This is a genomic window from Cedecea sp., from assembly GCF_036500665.1.
In the GTDB taxonomy this organism is placed as follows: Bacteria; Pseudomonadota; Gammaproteobacteria; order Enterobacterales; family Enterobacteriaceae; genus Cedecea.
Map to the genome: position 1 here is coordinate 1 of NZ_DASYBS010000121.1, position 14,162 is coordinate 14,162.

A 14,162-nucleotide genomic window follows, 5' to 3' on the forward strand; every position below is an offset into this window, starting at 1 on the left:
CGTTCCCGACGTCCGGACCCTGGCCAGTCGAAGAGAAAACGGAGGCGATTTAAGCCGGAACCGTGCCTCGCTTTTAACCCCAGCAACACGGAACATCACAGTCGCTTCCGGTTCCACAGCCACGCCCTTGTTCCCGGCTCTCATCGCCCCCGGGTATGACCCAACTCAGGCGGGGTTGAGCTGTCGGGAACAGCGAAAGAGAGCGATCGTCGGGAACGAATCGCGAACGACCCCGAATGTTTGGGTGATAGCCGGTGGGTTTACCGCTTCAGCGGCGATGAGTTCGCCGGGCGCCGGGGGTTGTGAGGGGGAATGGCGTAATTCCCCCTCACACGTTCACCGTGCTCTGAACGAGCAGGGAAAACAGATCTATGGGTGAACGGAATAACGGCTGAACTAAGGACCTCTCCAGGAAGAATATGTATAAGACACACCTCTTAGAGAGACGGTATCTACCGCTTAGAAACTATAATCCAGCGCCATAAAGTAGCGACGGCCGTCTTCATTGTAGCTGTAGACATCACGATTCAGGTCCTTGTCGCCCAGGTTCAGCACGCCCGCGCGCACCTTCACGTTCTTCGTCGCCTTCCAGGCCCCGCCCGTGTTCCACACAATGTAGCCGCCCGGGGTTTTATCGGTGGCTGATACTGCGCGCTGCTTGCCGGTGTAGTTCGCCGAAACATAGAACGACCAGTCTTCCAGCGGCGCCCAGTCAACGGTCCCGTTGGCGGTATGGAACGACTGCTTCTGCAGCGGTTTATTGCCGCCGTTGCTCAGGTCGCGTCCGTCGTTATAGGTGTAGTTCAGCGACAGTTTCCACTGGTCGTTAAACGGTATTTTCAGCTCGGTTTCCACACCGCGAATACGCGCTTTGTTCACGTTGTAGTAGCGGAAGATTGGGTTACCGCTCTTATCAAAACCAACAAAGTTTGAGTAAGACGGCGCTACGCTGCGGTCCGCGGTACGTTGAATATCAATCATATCCTCAACGTTATTCTGGAAAGCGGTTACGCTGCCGGTCACACCATCAAGGATGCCTTCATCCCCGGCGTAATACAGGCCCAGTTCAAAGCTCTCGCTCGTTTCCGGCTTCAGGTCAGGGCTGCCGACAATCTGGCAGGCGCCACGGCAGGACTTACTGGTCCAGTCCGGACTAAGCTGCAGCAGCGACGGCGCTTTAAATGCCGTTGCCCAGCCGCCTTTAACGGTGACGGTATCGGTCGCGCTATACACCAGATAGGCACGCGGGCTCCAGTGGTCGCCGTAGGTTTCATGGTCATCCATACGAATGCCGGTGGTCAGCGCCAGCGGCTCAAAGATGCGCCATTCGTCTTCAATAAACAGGGCGTACTGGCTGGCCGAGGTTTTAGAACTATTACCGCCGGTAATATTCACCGGGTCGCTCAGCTTGTCGTGCCGCCATTCGCCGCCGAAGGTCAGGAACTGGTTGATGTCGCTGAGCGGCAACACCAGCTTGCCGTCGAGGCTATTGTTGCGCGAGGTGATGGCCGCGCTATTCCCCGGATTAAGGTTATCAATTTTGTCGCCGTAGAAACGCAGTTCGGTATTGCCGAAGTCCCAGCGTCCGTTATGGCCGAGGGAATAATCCTGACGTTCGATGCGGTTCTTATCCAGCGAGTCAGATTCCCTGTCCTGGCGGTCAAAGCCGTAGCCTACGGTGACATCCTGATTGTCGGCAGGCGTCCACGAAAACTCGGTGCTGGCATTGCGCGAAGTGAACCCTTCAATCTGCGGCGTCAGGCCATTGGCGTTAGCTGTCGAAGCCTGCTGGCCGTCTTTCTGTCGCTTGCCCAGGCTACCGTAGACTTTTACGCCGAGCACGTCGTCAATCAGCGGGCCGCTGGTGAAAAAGTTACCGTTCCAGGTATCGCCGCGGTCGCGGTGCTCCTGAACGGTTGAATCCACGGTAAAGGTGCCGTGCCAGGCTTTGCCCACTTTACGGGTAATAATATTCACCACGCCGCCGAGGGCATCGGAACCATAGAGCGAGGACATCGGCCCGCGCACCACTTCGATACGTTCAATCGCATCCGCCGGGATCCAGTTCAGGTCAAAGTCGTTATGGCGGAATACCGCATTGCGGGAGTTCACTCGCTTGCCGTCGACCAGAATCAGGGTATAGCTGCTGTCCAGCCCACGCAGGCTGACGCCACGGCGGTTATCGCCTTCATTGGTTAACTGAACGCCGGGCACGTTCTGCAGCACATCTTTCAGATTAGTGACCGGTTTCTTTTGCAAATCGTCCTGGGTGATAACGCTGATACTGGCGGGCGCATCTTTGAGGTTTTGTTCGGTGGCTGACGCGGTGACAACGAGGGTTTCTTCGCGATCGTCGGCGATGACGGGGAAAGCCAGGCCGAGTACAGATGCACAGAGTCCTCCCCGAACAATGGGATTCAACCTTAACATTTCTTTCTCTCCATGAGGTGAATTACAAACGAAACAACCGTTTAGCGCTCACATTGCACTATGCGCCAGCGGCTACATTGGCCGCAGGCTGCATACTGGGTTCCTTAGTATTTCTGAAATGCGTTGTTATACGGTGGGCGTTTCCACCAGGCCGTCGATCAGCACCTGGGCAACACCCTGTGAGCAGCGTTCAATGCGCCCCTTCACGCCGTAAACCTGGGCCAGGCTGCGCGGAGTAATCACTTCCTCCGGCTCACCGCTGGCAACCAGTTTGCCGTCGCGCAGCATGAGAACATGCTCGCTATGGCGTAAAGCAATATTAATATCGTGCACCACAACGACGGTGACGATGTTGCGCTCGCGGGTTTCGCGGGCCACCAGATCCATGACGTGGAACTGATAGTTCAAATCCAGCGCGCTCAGCGGCTCGTCCAGCAGCAACAAAGATGGTCGACGGATCAAAGACTGCGCCAGGCCCACCAGCTGTTTTTGCCCGCCGGAAAGCTGATCCAGGTAGCTCAAAGCCAGATGTGAGATCCCCAGCTGTTTCAGCAGCTGCATGACCTGCGCTTCGCTTTCAGCGCTGTGGCGGCCACCGGACGCGCGCTGGGCCACGATAATGGATTCCAGCACATGCAGATGTACGCCCTGCGGCAGCGACTGCGGCAGATAAACGACTTTTTCAGCGCGTTTGGCAAACGGCAAAGCCATCAGGTCTTCACCGTCGAGATACAGCTGCCCTTCCGCACGGTTCAGGCCCGCCAGCGAGCGCAGTAAAGTCGATTTACCGCAGCCGTTTGGCCCCAGCAGCACGGTGATTTTGCCGCGTGGCAGCGTCGGCACGCTGAGGTTTTCAATAATTTTACGCTTCGGGTAACCGGCGTTGAATGCATCAATCTGTAAACCCTGCATCACACGTTCCCCTTATGGCGAAGAATAATACTCAGGAAGAACGGCACGCCCACCAGCGAGGTGACGATCCCCACCGGAATGATGACGCCAGGGATAATGTTTTTAGAGGCAACCGACGCCAGGGACAGCACCAGCGCGCCGACCAGCACGCTGCCCGGCAGGTAAAAACGATGATCTTCGCCAAACAGCATACGGGCGATATGCGGCGCGACCAGGCCAATGAAGCCGATGGGGCCAACAAAGGCAACCGACAGCGCGGACAAAATACTGATGCGTAGCAGAGTGCCTAAACGCAGGCGCTTCACGTCGATGCCAAAGCTGACGGCGCGATCTTCGCCTAAGCGCAGCGCGGTCAGCTTCCAGGAGCTGAGCATAGAAATAGGCATGATGATGGCAAAGGCCAGCAGCAGCACGCCGAGCTTGTCCCAGGAGGCACGCGCCAGGCTGCCCATCGTCCAGAACACCAGCCCCTGCAGCGTGTCTTCGCTGGCGATAAACTGCAGCATCGACACCAGGGCATTAAAGGTGAACACCAGCGCGATACCAAACAGCACCACGCCGGAACTCGCCACGCGCGTCCAGCGGGTAATGGCGTCCAGCATCAGCGCGGCAAACAGCGCAAAGACAAAGGCGTTGGCAGAGATAAACCACTGATCGGGCACCCCAGGAATACCGATGCCGAGAATAATCGCCAGCGCGGCACCAAAGGCCGCCGCCGAGGAAACGCCGAGCGTAAACGGGCTGGCCAGCGGGTTATTGAGGATGGTTTGCATCTCCGCCCCCGCCAGGCCCAGCGCCATGCCGACCAGCAGCGCCATCAGCGCATACGGCAGACGAATGTCCCACACGATCACCCGCGTACCGGCATTCGCGCTGGCCGGGTCAATCAGGGTCTGCCACAGCGTATCCAGCGGCAGCCCGGAAGGGCCAAGGGTAAAGTCCAGCAGCAGCGAGGCTAAGATCGCAATGACCAACGCCCCCATCAGCAAATAGCGGTGACGTAGCACCTGCTGGTAGCGCCCCATAATAGTGGCAGGCTGCGCCTCGTTTGGCATCGGATCGGTGGTGGCACTCATCAAGTCTTACCTTCGTTACTTCTTAAGATCGGTCCAGTACGTTCCCGTTGGCTCTACCGCCAGGAACTGTTTATAAAGTTGCTGCATCGTCTGCTCCGGGTTCACCTCAGCAAACTGCTGCGGGTGGAACCAGGTCGCCATCGCCTGAATAGCGAGGATGTTGTAAGGCGAATTGTAGAAATTATGCCATACGCCCCAGGCGCGCCCTTCTTTCACCGCGGTTAGCTGGTCAATGCCCTTACGCTCCAGCACGGTCTGCAGGCTGGCCTGAGCTTCTGCTTTTGTTGCCTGAGCCCCCAGCACCACGCCCGGTGCAGTCGCTCCCGGCGCTTTGCCGCCGCTGGCAATGTAGATTTGCGGGTCAGCGGCAAGTACTTTTTCCAGGTTTACCGTACCCAGCGCGCCCGGCAGCAGGTCTTTAGCTATGTTGTTGCCGCCTGCCAGGTCGATAAAATCACCCATGTTGCCTTTACCGGCGGATCCACAGCACTCTTCCATTGCCGCAGCACGCAGTTCGATAAACACCGAAGGTTTATCTTTCACCGCCATCTTGCCGGTGACATCGGTTATTTTTTTCAGGTTTGCTTCATAAAAGGCGATGTAATCATCGGCCTGCTTCTCGCGATGCAACACTTTGCCCAGCACGCGCATGCTCGGCAAGGTATTTTTAAGCGGCGAGGTACGAAAATCAACGAAGACCACCGGCACGCCCGCTTTTTCAAGCTGGGAAACCAGCTCGCTATGGCGGCCAGGCCCGTGACCAGACAGGCCAAAAATCGCCACGTCAGGGTGCAACGTCAGCACTTTTTCCGGGCTGACGCTGTCGGCCGTGGTGCTGCCAATCAGCGGAATATCATCGATTTTCGGGAATTTTGCTTTGTACTGCGCGTAAGTCTGCGTGTCCAGCTTACGGAAGTCTCCCTGCCAGCCAACGATACGGTCGATCGGCTTTTGCCCTTCCAGCAGCGCCAGAGCATAAAACAGCCGCCCTTCCCCCAGCAAAATGCGATCAACCTTCTGCGGGATAGTGACTTCACGCCCGACGATGTCGGTCACCGTCGCGGCGATTGCGGCGTGCAAACCGGAGGCGGTTAATGCCAGTGCAAGACAGATATTTTTTAATTTAATCATACGCTTCATGCTAACGCTCCTTCGTTCCTTAAAGAATGGTGTTAACGATAAAGCAAATGATAATGGTTATCAATTTAATTGTTGAATACTATAGCCCGTTGGCATTATTGATTGCCAGCAGAATAGAAAAAGGGCGTGATAATCACGCCCTTTAAAGAGTAACTTATTGTTACTTTGGCTTATTTTTCACGGAATTTCGGGAATTCCATTTCGCTGTAGCGCACGAAGCGGCTGCCTTTCGTTATCTTGTAGCCGAACCAGATAGCCAGGAACAGCGGAATGCCGATGTAGGTTGCCGCGACGCCGCCCCAGTCGATGGTGTCAGACAGGAAAGCTTCGTAGTTCTGGCCCAGCGTGATGACAAGGCACAGCACAAAGGCGAAGATCGGCCCAATCGGGAAGAAGCCCGAACGGTACGGCAGGTCGTTAATGTCGTTGCCCTGCAGCACGTAGCCGCGACGGAAGCGATAGTGGCTGATGGCAATCCCCAACCAGGCGATAAAGCCTGTCATCCCGGAGGTATTCAGCAGCCACAGGTAAACGGTCTGGTTGCCGAACATAGAGGTCAGGAAGCAGAGCGCAGCGATGACGGTGGTAGCGTAAAGCGCGTTACGCGGCACGCCACCTTTAGACAGCTTCGCGAAGATACGCGGCGCCTTACCGTCGCAGGCCAGGGTGTAAAGCATACGCGTGGAAGCGTACATCCCGGAGTTACCCGCCGACAGCACCGCCGTGAGGATAACGGCGTTCATGACCGCCGCCGCAGAGAGCAGGCCCGCGTGCTGGAACACCAGGGTGAACGGGCTGACGCTGATGTCTTTCACGTCGTTGCGCAGCAGGCTTGGATCAGTATAAGGAATGATCAGGCTAACAATCAGGATCGCGAACACATAGAACAGCAGGATTCGCCAGAACACCTGACGCACGGCGCGAGGGATATTTTTCTCCGGGTCCGCGGACTCACCGGCGGCAATCCCGATAAGCTCGGTGCCCTGGAAAGAAAAGCCTACGATCATCGCTACGCCGATCATTGCGGCAAAGCCCCCGGCAAACGGCGCGTCGCCGGTTGTCCAGTTGCTCCAGCCTACCGGCTGTGCCCCTTTGAAAATACCCACGATCATCATCACACCCACAATGATGAAGATGATGACGGTGGTCACTTTTATCAGCGAGAACCAGTATTCCGCTTCGCCAAAGCCCTTCACGGAGATCCAGTTAAGCAGGAACATGATGCCGAGGAACAGCGCACTCCAGATCCAGCCTGGGGTGTCCGGGAACCAGTAATTCATTACTAGCTGCGAGGCGACGAGGTCAACGGCGATGGTTACCGCCCAGTTGTACCAATAGTTCCAGCCGAGCGCGAAGCCGAAGCCGTCTTCTACATATTTCTGGCCGTAGGTTGCGAAGGAACCAGAGACCGGCATAAACGCCGCCAGCTCGCCCAGGCTGGTCATCAGGAAGTACACCATCAGGCCAATCAGCATATAAGAGAGCAGCGCGCCGCCCGGCCCCGCCTGAGAAATTGTCGCCCCAGAGGCAACGAAAAGCCCCGTACCGATGGAGCCGCCAATGGCGATCATCGTCAGGTGGCGCGCCTTTAATTCGCGGCGTAAGCCAGGCGCTTCTGTCGTTTTATCTTGTGAAACCATAGGAAATTGTTGCCTATCCAAAAAATGAGGCAAGATTGTAACAAAACGTCTTTATTCAGATAGCAGAAATCCCGGGTTATAAGAGAGCTTCATGATCGCCCGGCAATTATTAGCAAGTCGCTAATCAGGCCGATAAGTTGAGGGGAATTAAAAACCGCCGGCGCATTCAGCCGACCGGCGGTCAAAGATTAACCGAGCCCGCGTACGGACGAGATAAACTGCTGCAATTCCTGAGTACGAGGACTGGCAAAAAACGACTTGCTCTCCCCCTGCTCCCACACTTTGCCCTGATGCATAAACACCACGCGATCGCCGACTTCCCGGGCAAAGTTCATTTCATGAGTCACCAGAATCAGCGTCATGCCTTCTGCCGCCAGCTGTTCCAAAACTTTAAGCACTTCGCCCACCAGTTCAGGATCGAGCGCCGAGGTAATTTCATCGCACAGCAGCACTTTAGGGTTCATTGCCAGCGCGCGGGCAATGGCAACGCGCTGCTGCTGGCCGCCGGAAAGATTGGCCGGGTAATAATCCACGCGCTCGCCCAGGCCGACTTTGTTGAGCATCTCCAGCGCCAGCTCACGGCATTCGGCAGCGCTCTTATTCAGGACCCGTCGCGGCGCCAGCATCACGTTTTCCAGCGCGGTCATATGCGGGAACAGGTTAAAGCTCTGGAACACCATCCCCCACGGAACGGCTGATTTCTCTCGCCTGAGATTCACGGTCGGTGATGGTCATGCCGCCAAGCTTGATGCTGCCGTCCTGGTAACCTTCAAGCCCGTTCATGCAGCGCAGCAACGTACTTTTACCGGAGCCGCTGCGGCCGATGATCGACACCACTTCGCCCATGTCGATATCAAGGCTGACGCCCTTCAGCACGTGGTTGTCGCCGTAATATTTTTGTACGTCATTAATGGTGATGAGCGGCATGGAATTTTTTCTCCAGATAGCGGCTGTAGCGCGACAGCGGATAGCAAAGTAAGAAATAGCCGAGCGCCACCAGGGCAAACACTTTAAACGGCTCAAACGTCACGTTATTCAGCATGGTGCCGGCTTTGGTCAGCTCAACAAAACCAATAATCGAGGCCAGCGCGGTGCCCTTAATCACCTGTACCGAAAACCCGATCGTCGGCGCAACGGCGATGCGCATTGCCTGCGGGGCAATCACCCGAAACAGCGTCTGCCCGAAGCTCAAACCGAGACAACGACAGGCTTCCCATTGGCCTTTGGGTAACGCACGAATGCTGCCGTACCAGATATCCAGCAGAAACGCGCTGGTAAATAACGTCAGGGCAAGCGTCGCCGCCGTCCAGGCGCTCACGTCAATACCGAACAGCGCGATACCGAAGAAAGCGAGGAACAGCTGCATCAGCAGCGGCGTGCCCTGAAACAGCGCGACATAAGCGCTAATGAAACGTTTTGGCCACGTCCAGCGGCTGATGCGAAGCAGCAGCAGCGGCAAGGTCACCAGCGTGCCGCAAAAAAACGCAATCAGCGACAGCAGCACCGTCCAGCGGGCCGCCAGCAGCAGGTTGCGCACGATATCCCAGTCGGTAAACGTCATCATCCGACATCACTCCCCAGCCATTTTCGCCCTGCTGCCAGCAGCAGCTGACGCATAATTAAAGACAGCACCAGATACATTAAAGTTGTCACCAGATAGACCTCAAAACTGAGGAAGGTGCGTGACTGGATGAGGCTGGCGGCAAACGTCAGGTCTTCGCAAGAAACCTGCGACACCACGGAAGACCCCAGCATCACGATAATGCACTGGCTGACCAGCGACGGATAAATGCGCTTCAGGGAAGGCGGCAGCACCACGCGTAAAAACGTCTGGCTACGCGTCAAGCCCAGCACGCGGGCGGCTTCCCACTGCCCTTTCGGCGTCACCTGAATGCCCGCCCGGATAATTTCGGTGCTGTAAGCCCCGAGGTTAATCAACATCGCGATAAGCGCCGCTTCCCCGGCGTTGAGCTTTAGCCCCAGCGCCGGTAGTCCGAAAACAATAAAGAACAGCTGCACCACAAACGGCGTGTTGCGGATTAGCTCCACGTAACCGCCCCATACCAGGCTCAGCAGCCCCGGTTTGCCGCTGCGAATGGCCGCCCCGGTAATGCCGATGGCAACGCCACCGACCGTCGCCATAAAAGTGAGTCCCAGCGTCACCCACAGGCCGGAGAGTAGCTCCGGCCAGTAAGGCAGCAGACCGGCAAAATCAAGTTGCGTGGTCATCCCCCGCTCCTCAGGCGCCGAGGTTGGCAGGCAGCGGCGCCTGCATCCATTTCTGCGACAGGGTATTCAGGGTGTTGTCCTTCAGCGCGTCGCCAATCAGCTCATCTACCTTCGCTTTCAGCGCAGGTTCGTTCTTTTTCAGCCCAATATAGCAAGGCGAGTCTTTCAGCATAAATTTACTGACCGGCGCTTTGGTGGGTGTCTGGCGGGCAATCGCCGCCACGACCAGGTTGCCGGTGGCGATGTACTGCACCTGGCCGGAGAGATAAGCGGAGATTGTGGTGTTGTTATCTTCGTAGCGCTTCACGTCGGCGTCTTTCGGTGCCAGGTCGGTTAATACCATGTCCTCCACAGCACCGCGAGTCACGCCAATGGTTTTGCCGCTAAGCGCTTTAGCATCAGCTACGGTAGCATCTTTAGGGCCAAATACGCCGAGGAAGAACGGGGCATAGGCGCGGCTAAAATCGATGACCTTTTCACGTTCCGCGTTCTTGCCGAGGCTTGAAATCACCAGGTCAACCTTGTCCGTTTGCAGGTACGGGACACGGTTCGCGCTGGTCACCGGCACCAGCTGCAGTTTGACTTTCAGCCCTTTCGCCAGGTAGGCCGCCATATCGATGTCATAGCCCTGCGGTTTCAGGTCAGCATTGACTGAGCCAAAAGGCGGGAAATCCTGCGGAACCGCCACGCGCAGCACGCCGCGCTTTTCAATATCCTGCAGCTGGTCGGCCATTACCGCCCCCGCCTGAGCCAGCAGAACCGTCGCGCCAACTAAAGAGAACAACCATTTTTTCATCGTCATGTGCAGCCTCGTCGCCTGATTGAAACAAAAGATTCTTTGAATTCAAATCTGCAACTAATGTGCCAACGAAGCTGAATCGCCAAGATTGTTGCTACATCACGGTGAAAGGAGGTTATCGGGGGGAAAGCTGCCTCGCAGTTACACCCCAATCGGGTGCAGCTGCAAGATCTTGGTGCATTATGCTTCGCAGTAGCGCAGGAAACGAAGCAGCGCGTTAGAGATGTGCTTCTGGCGGTGGTGGATACGGTACAGCGTGCGCACCAGGCGAGGGAGCGGGACGACAACCTCCACCAACGAGCCGCTTTCCAGCTGTTCGGCAATGACGCGGCGGGACAGGCAGCTGATGCCCAGCCCGTGGCGCACCGCATGCTTGATCGCCTCCGAATTGCCCAGCTCCATGCCCAGCTGAAACTTCGGCAAGTGCGAAAGCAATAAATAGTCGACAATCTCACGGGTGCCTGAGCCACGCTCACGCAGGATCCACGGCTGTTTTGCCAGGTTTTCAAGCGTGACCGGTTGATGTACCAGCGGGTTTCCCGGCGAAGCAAAGATCACTAGCTCATCTTCGAGCCACGGTTCAGTCACCAGCTCTGCCATGTGGCAGGGCCCTTCAATCAGCCCGATATCGACGCGGAAATCCGCCACCGCGTTAATCACGTCCTGACTGTTGCCGACGCTAAGCTCGAGAGGCAGCTTCGGAAAGTCGCGCCGGTAGCGGGCAATCATCTCCGGCAGAATGTAGTTGCCAATGGTGCTGCTGGCATAAACACGGATCGCGCCGTTATCCTCGCGAAACAGCTGTTCTATTTCACCCGCCTGCTCCAGCAGCCCCACCACACGCGGATAGAGCAGCCTGCCGTGCTCGTTGACGACCAGCCGCTTCCCGACCCTGTCGAAAAGCTGAACCCCAAGCTGCCCTTCCAGGTCGGCCAGGGCGGCGCTTACCGCCGACTGGGACAGAGACAGCATCTGGGATGCCTGGGTGGTCGAGCCGCTTTTAAGGACTTCAGCAAACACTTCAAGTTGCCGCAGCGTGATATGCATAAGGGGGCTTTCCTGTGGTGGCAGCGCGTTGCTTACCACTTATAAAGATTAATTATAAATATATAATCAATTTTATTTTTATGCCAGCGAGGCGTAGCCTTTTTGCCATGACAAAGGAGAAGGTTATGACTGCACTCACAGTACAAGCTCACCGCCACACGCTGTGGCACTTTTTACCGGGGCTGGCGCTTTCCGCCGCCATTACCGGACTGGCGTTATGGCTCGGCAATATCCCTGCGGTGGCCGGCGTCGGTCTTAGCGCCCTGACGCTTGCCATCCTTTGCGGCATGATTGTCGGCAACACCGTTTACCCAAAAATCTGGCAGCAGTGCGACGGCGGCGTGCTGTTCGCCAAGCAGCATCTGCTGCGCCTCGGCATTATTCTTTATGGCTTCCGCCTGACGTTTTCGCAAATTGCCGACGTCGGCGTAAGTGGCCTGCTGATTGACGTGCTGACGCTGTGCAGCACCTTCGCCCTCGCCTGCTGGCTCGGCCAAAAAGTCTTCGGTCTGGATAAACAAACCAGCTGGCTGATTGGCGCGGGCAGCAGCATTTGCGGCGCGGCGGCGGTGCTTGCCACAGAGCCCGTGGTCAAGGCCGAGGCCAGCAAAGTCACCGTGGCGGTGGCAACCGTGGTTATCTTCGGGACGCTCGCTATCTTTGTCTACCCGATGATTTACCCGTTCGTCACCCACTGGTTTACGCCGGAAACCTTCGGGATCTACACCGGGTCGACGATGCATGAGGTCGCTCAGGTGGTGGCTGCAGGCCATGCGATTAGCCCGGAAACCGAGAACGCAGCGGTCATTGCCAAGATGCTGCGCGTGATGATGCTTGCGCCGTTCCTGATTTTCCTTGCCGCCCGCGTTAAGTCTCTGGCGCCGGCTGGCAGCGCGCAGACGCGCAAAATCACTATCCCATGGTTTGCGATACTGTTTATCGTGGTGGCGATTTTCAACTCCTTCCACTTCTTGCCGCAGGCCGTGGTTAATTTGCTGGTAACGCTGGATACCGTCCTGCTGGCGGTGGCGATGGCCGCGCTCGGCCTGACAACCCACGTCAGCGCGCTGAAAAAGGCCGGCGTGCGCCCTCTGTTGATGGCGCTGGTGCTGTTCATCTGGCTGATTGTCGGTGGCGCGGGCATTAACCTGGCGATTCACCACCTGATCGCATAATTCAATACGGAAAAAAGCCTCCTGACCCGCTATCATGACGGATTACCGATAGCGGGTTCTGCCCGTCAAGAAACAGGAGAAGACAGATGAAGTTTATTGGAGCGCACATTAGCGCCTCGGGCGGCCTGGAAAACGCCGCCATCCGCGCCCACGAACTGGAAGCCACCGCTTTTGCCCTGTTCACCAAGAATCAACGCCAGTGGCGCGCCGCGCCGCTGGCCAGCGAAATTATCGACAGCTTTAAAAGCGCCTGCGAAAAATATCACTACGGTCCGGGCCAAATTCTCCCTCACGACAGCTACCTGATTAACCTCGGCCATCCGGTTGAAGAGGCGCTGGAAAAATCCCGCGAGGCGTTTATCGACGAAATGGTTCGCTGCCAGGACCTGGGGCTGACGCTGCTGAATTTTCACCCCGGCAGCCACCTGAAGCAAATTCCGGAAGAGGAATGCCTGAAGCGCATCGCCGAGTCGATTAATATTGCGCTGGAAAAGTCCGAGGGCGTAACCGCGGTTATCGAAAACACCGCAGGCCAGGGCAGCAACCTCGGCTTCCGCTTTGAGCATCTCGCGGCCATCATTGACGGCGTGGAAGACAAGTCCCGCGTTGGCGTCTGCATTGATACCTGCCACGCTTTTGCCGCCGGTTACGATCTGCGTACCGAAGAAGACTGTGAAAATACCTTTAGCGAGTTCGAACGCATTGTCGGCTTTAAGTACCTTCGCGGTATGCACCTTAACAATGCGAAAAGTGAATTTGGCAGCCGCGTTGACCGTCATAACAGCCTGGGCCTCGGCAACATCGGCCACACGCCGTTCAGCTGGATCATGCGCGATGCACGTTTCGACGGCATCCCGTTAATTCTGGAAACCACTAATCCGGATATCTGGGCGGAAGAAATAGCCTGGCTTAAGGCGCAGCAGCACGAAGAAGCTACAGCTTAGTTCTTAAGCGAATTGCGCCTGGATCTTAGCTGGCAGCAACGCTCAGCGTGCTGCCAGCTCATAATAGAATGCCGGGTTGGCCTGAATCGTCGCCAGCACTTTTGCGGCAAGGCCCGTAGGGTTCCGGCGCTTTAATTCCCAACTTTTGATGGTGTCAACGCTGGTGCCTAAAGCCTTTGCCATTTCACTTTGTGAAACATTCAACTGCTCTCTGATCGCCCGGACATCCGCCACGTCATAGCGAACCACCTTTGCAGGGGCCTTCGCGCCATTTTTAATCTCCACCGCCTCTTCAAGCGAAGATTTAAGGTCATTAAAAAAACTCATGCTCTATTTACCTTTCAATAATTTAGTCAATTTCCTGAGTTCAGTTTTTTCCGCGGCCGTCAGGTCTTCTTTTATATTCTTCGGCCAGGCCATAATCAGCCAAATCACCTCCGCCGTTGCCAAAAAATAAACACCCCTTGCGCCTCCGCTTTTCCCCCTGACGCCGGTTGCCATCCTGATCTTCCGTAATCCTCCGGTTTTCTGTATCAGGTCGCCTTTCTCCGGCGATCCGATTAACTCCTTTTGTAGCGCGCTAAGTTCGTCATCCGTCGCGAGCTGTTTAATCTGGCGAGTAAATAACGTCGTCTCAATAAAAGTAATAGCGTGAGTCATCGTGCCCCCGTCCTTGAGGGTACTAAGTACACCATTGGGTACATAGTACACCCATCTTGTTTGCCTGGCCAAAATATTCGTTTTTACCCGGCAGGAGACAAGGTTGAAAT

General features: G+C 56.3%; 13 protein-coding genes and 1 pseudogene. 2 read left to right on the top strand and 12 right to left on the bottom strand.

All coding sequences use genetic code 11. From position 1 onward, the window contains the following. Positions 1-459: 459 nt before the first annotated feature. From cirA to yieE, 10 genes and pseudogenes are all read right to left on the bottom strand, one after another. Positions 460-2,430 carry a catecholate siderophore receptor CirA gene (gene cirA / locus VGM55_RS20325; protein ID WP_154188054.1) on the bottom strand — a complete coding sequence of 657 codons (1,971 nt, stop codon included), beginning with the start codon at positions 2,428-2,430 and terminating at the stop codon, positions 460-462. Positions 2,431-2,556: 126 nt separating this feature from the next. After that, the gene (locus tag VGM55_RS20330) at positions 2,557-3,345 is read right to left on the bottom strand and encodes an ABC transporter ATP-binding protein (RefSeq protein WP_096753968.1); all 789 of its coding nucleotides are present in this window, start codon (positions 3,343-3,345) and stop codon (positions 2,557-2,559) included. Beyond that, positions 3,342-4,418 carry a FecCD family ABC transporter permease gene (locus tag VGM55_RS20335; RefSeq protein ID WP_038481087.1) on the bottom strand — a complete coding sequence of 359 codons (1,077 nt, stop codon included), beginning with the start codon at positions 4,416-4,418 and terminating at the stop codon, positions 3,342-3,344. The genes VGM55_RS20330 and VGM55_RS20335 overlap by 4 nt, the downstream gene beginning before the upstream one ends. A 15-nt stretch (positions 4,419-4,433) precedes the next feature. Continuing rightward, positions 4,434-5,549 carry an ABC transporter substrate-binding protein gene (locus tag VGM55_RS20340; protein ID WP_331636503.1) on the bottom strand — a complete coding sequence of 372 codons (1,116 nt, stop codon included), beginning with the start codon at positions 5,547-5,549 and terminating at the stop codon, positions 4,434-4,436. 179 nt (positions 5,550-5,728) lie between these two features. Beyond that, positions 5,729-7,198: an amino acid permease gene (locus tag VGM55_RS20345; RefSeq protein ID WP_331636474.1), complete on the bottom strand. Its 1,470-nt coding sequence runs from the start codon at positions 7,196-7,198 to the stop codon at positions 5,729-5,731. A gap of 188 nt (positions 7,199-7,386) precedes the next feature. Then, positions 7,387-8,125: pseudogene (locus tag VGM55_RS20350) on the bottom strand (amino acid ABC transporter ATP-binding protein). Beyond that, positions 8,106-8,762: an amino acid ABC transporter permease gene (locus VGM55_RS20355; RefSeq protein WP_331636476.1), complete on the bottom strand. Its 657-nt coding sequence runs from the start codon at positions 8,760-8,762 to the stop codon at positions 8,106-8,108. The pseudogene VGM55_RS20350 and the gene VGM55_RS20355 overlap by 20 nt, the downstream one beginning before the upstream one ends. Beyond that, positions 8,759-9,427, bottom strand: coding sequence for an amino acid ABC transporter permease (locus VGM55_RS20360; RefSeq protein ID WP_154188059.1), 669 nt, complete (start codon positions 9,425-9,427; stop codon positions 8,759-8,761). Before VGM55_RS20360 ends, VGM55_RS20355 begins: the two co-directional genes overlap by 4 nt. A gap of 10 nt (positions 9,428-9,437) precedes the next feature. Beyond that, on the bottom strand, positions 9,438-10,223 hold the full coding sequence (locus VGM55_RS20365; RefSeq protein ID WP_154188148.1) for a transporter substrate-binding domain-containing protein: 786 nt from the start codon (positions 10,221-10,223) through the stop codon (positions 9,438-9,440). A 183-nt stretch (positions 10,224-10,406) separates the two neighbouring features. Beyond that, the gene (yieE, locus tag VGM55_RS20370; protein WP_154188060.1) at positions 10,407-11,273 is read right to left on the bottom strand and encodes a DNA-binding transcriptional regulator YeiE; all 867 of its coding nucleotides are present in this window, start codon (positions 11,271-11,273) and stop codon (positions 10,407-10,409) included. Positions 11,274-11,398: 125 nt separating this feature from the next. On the opposite strand from yieE, the gene VGM55_RS20375 reads away from it, so the two are divergent. After that, a complete protein-coding gene (locus VGM55_RS20375) occupies positions 11,399-12,448 on the top strand; it encodes a YeiH family putative sulfate export transporter (RefSeq protein WP_154188061.1) in 1,050 nt (349 codons plus the stop codon). Between the two features lie 86 nt (positions 12,449-12,534). After that, complete coding sequence (gene nfo / locus VGM55_RS20380) at positions 12,535-13,392, top strand: deoxyribonuclease IV (protein ID WP_331636478.1); 858 nt, start codon at positions 12,535-12,537, stop codon at positions 13,390-13,392. Between the two features lie 42 nt (positions 13,393-13,434). Here nfo and nadS read toward each other — a convergent pair whose 3' ends face one another. Together nadS and VGM55_RS20390 are read right to left on the bottom strand one after the other, a co-directional pair. Continuing rightward, positions 13,435-13,719 carry a NadS family protein gene (nadS, locus tag VGM55_RS20385; protein ID WP_154188063.1) on the bottom strand — a complete coding sequence of 95 codons (285 nt, stop codon included), beginning with the start codon at positions 13,717-13,719 and terminating at the stop codon, positions 13,435-13,437. Between the two features lie 3 nt (positions 13,720-13,722). Continuing rightward, a complete protein-coding gene (locus VGM55_RS20390) occupies positions 13,723-14,052 on the bottom strand; it encodes a type II toxin-antitoxin system RelE/ParE family toxin (protein ID WP_331636480.1) in 330 nt (109 codons plus the stop codon). Positions 14,053-14,162: the final 110 nt, after the last annotated feature.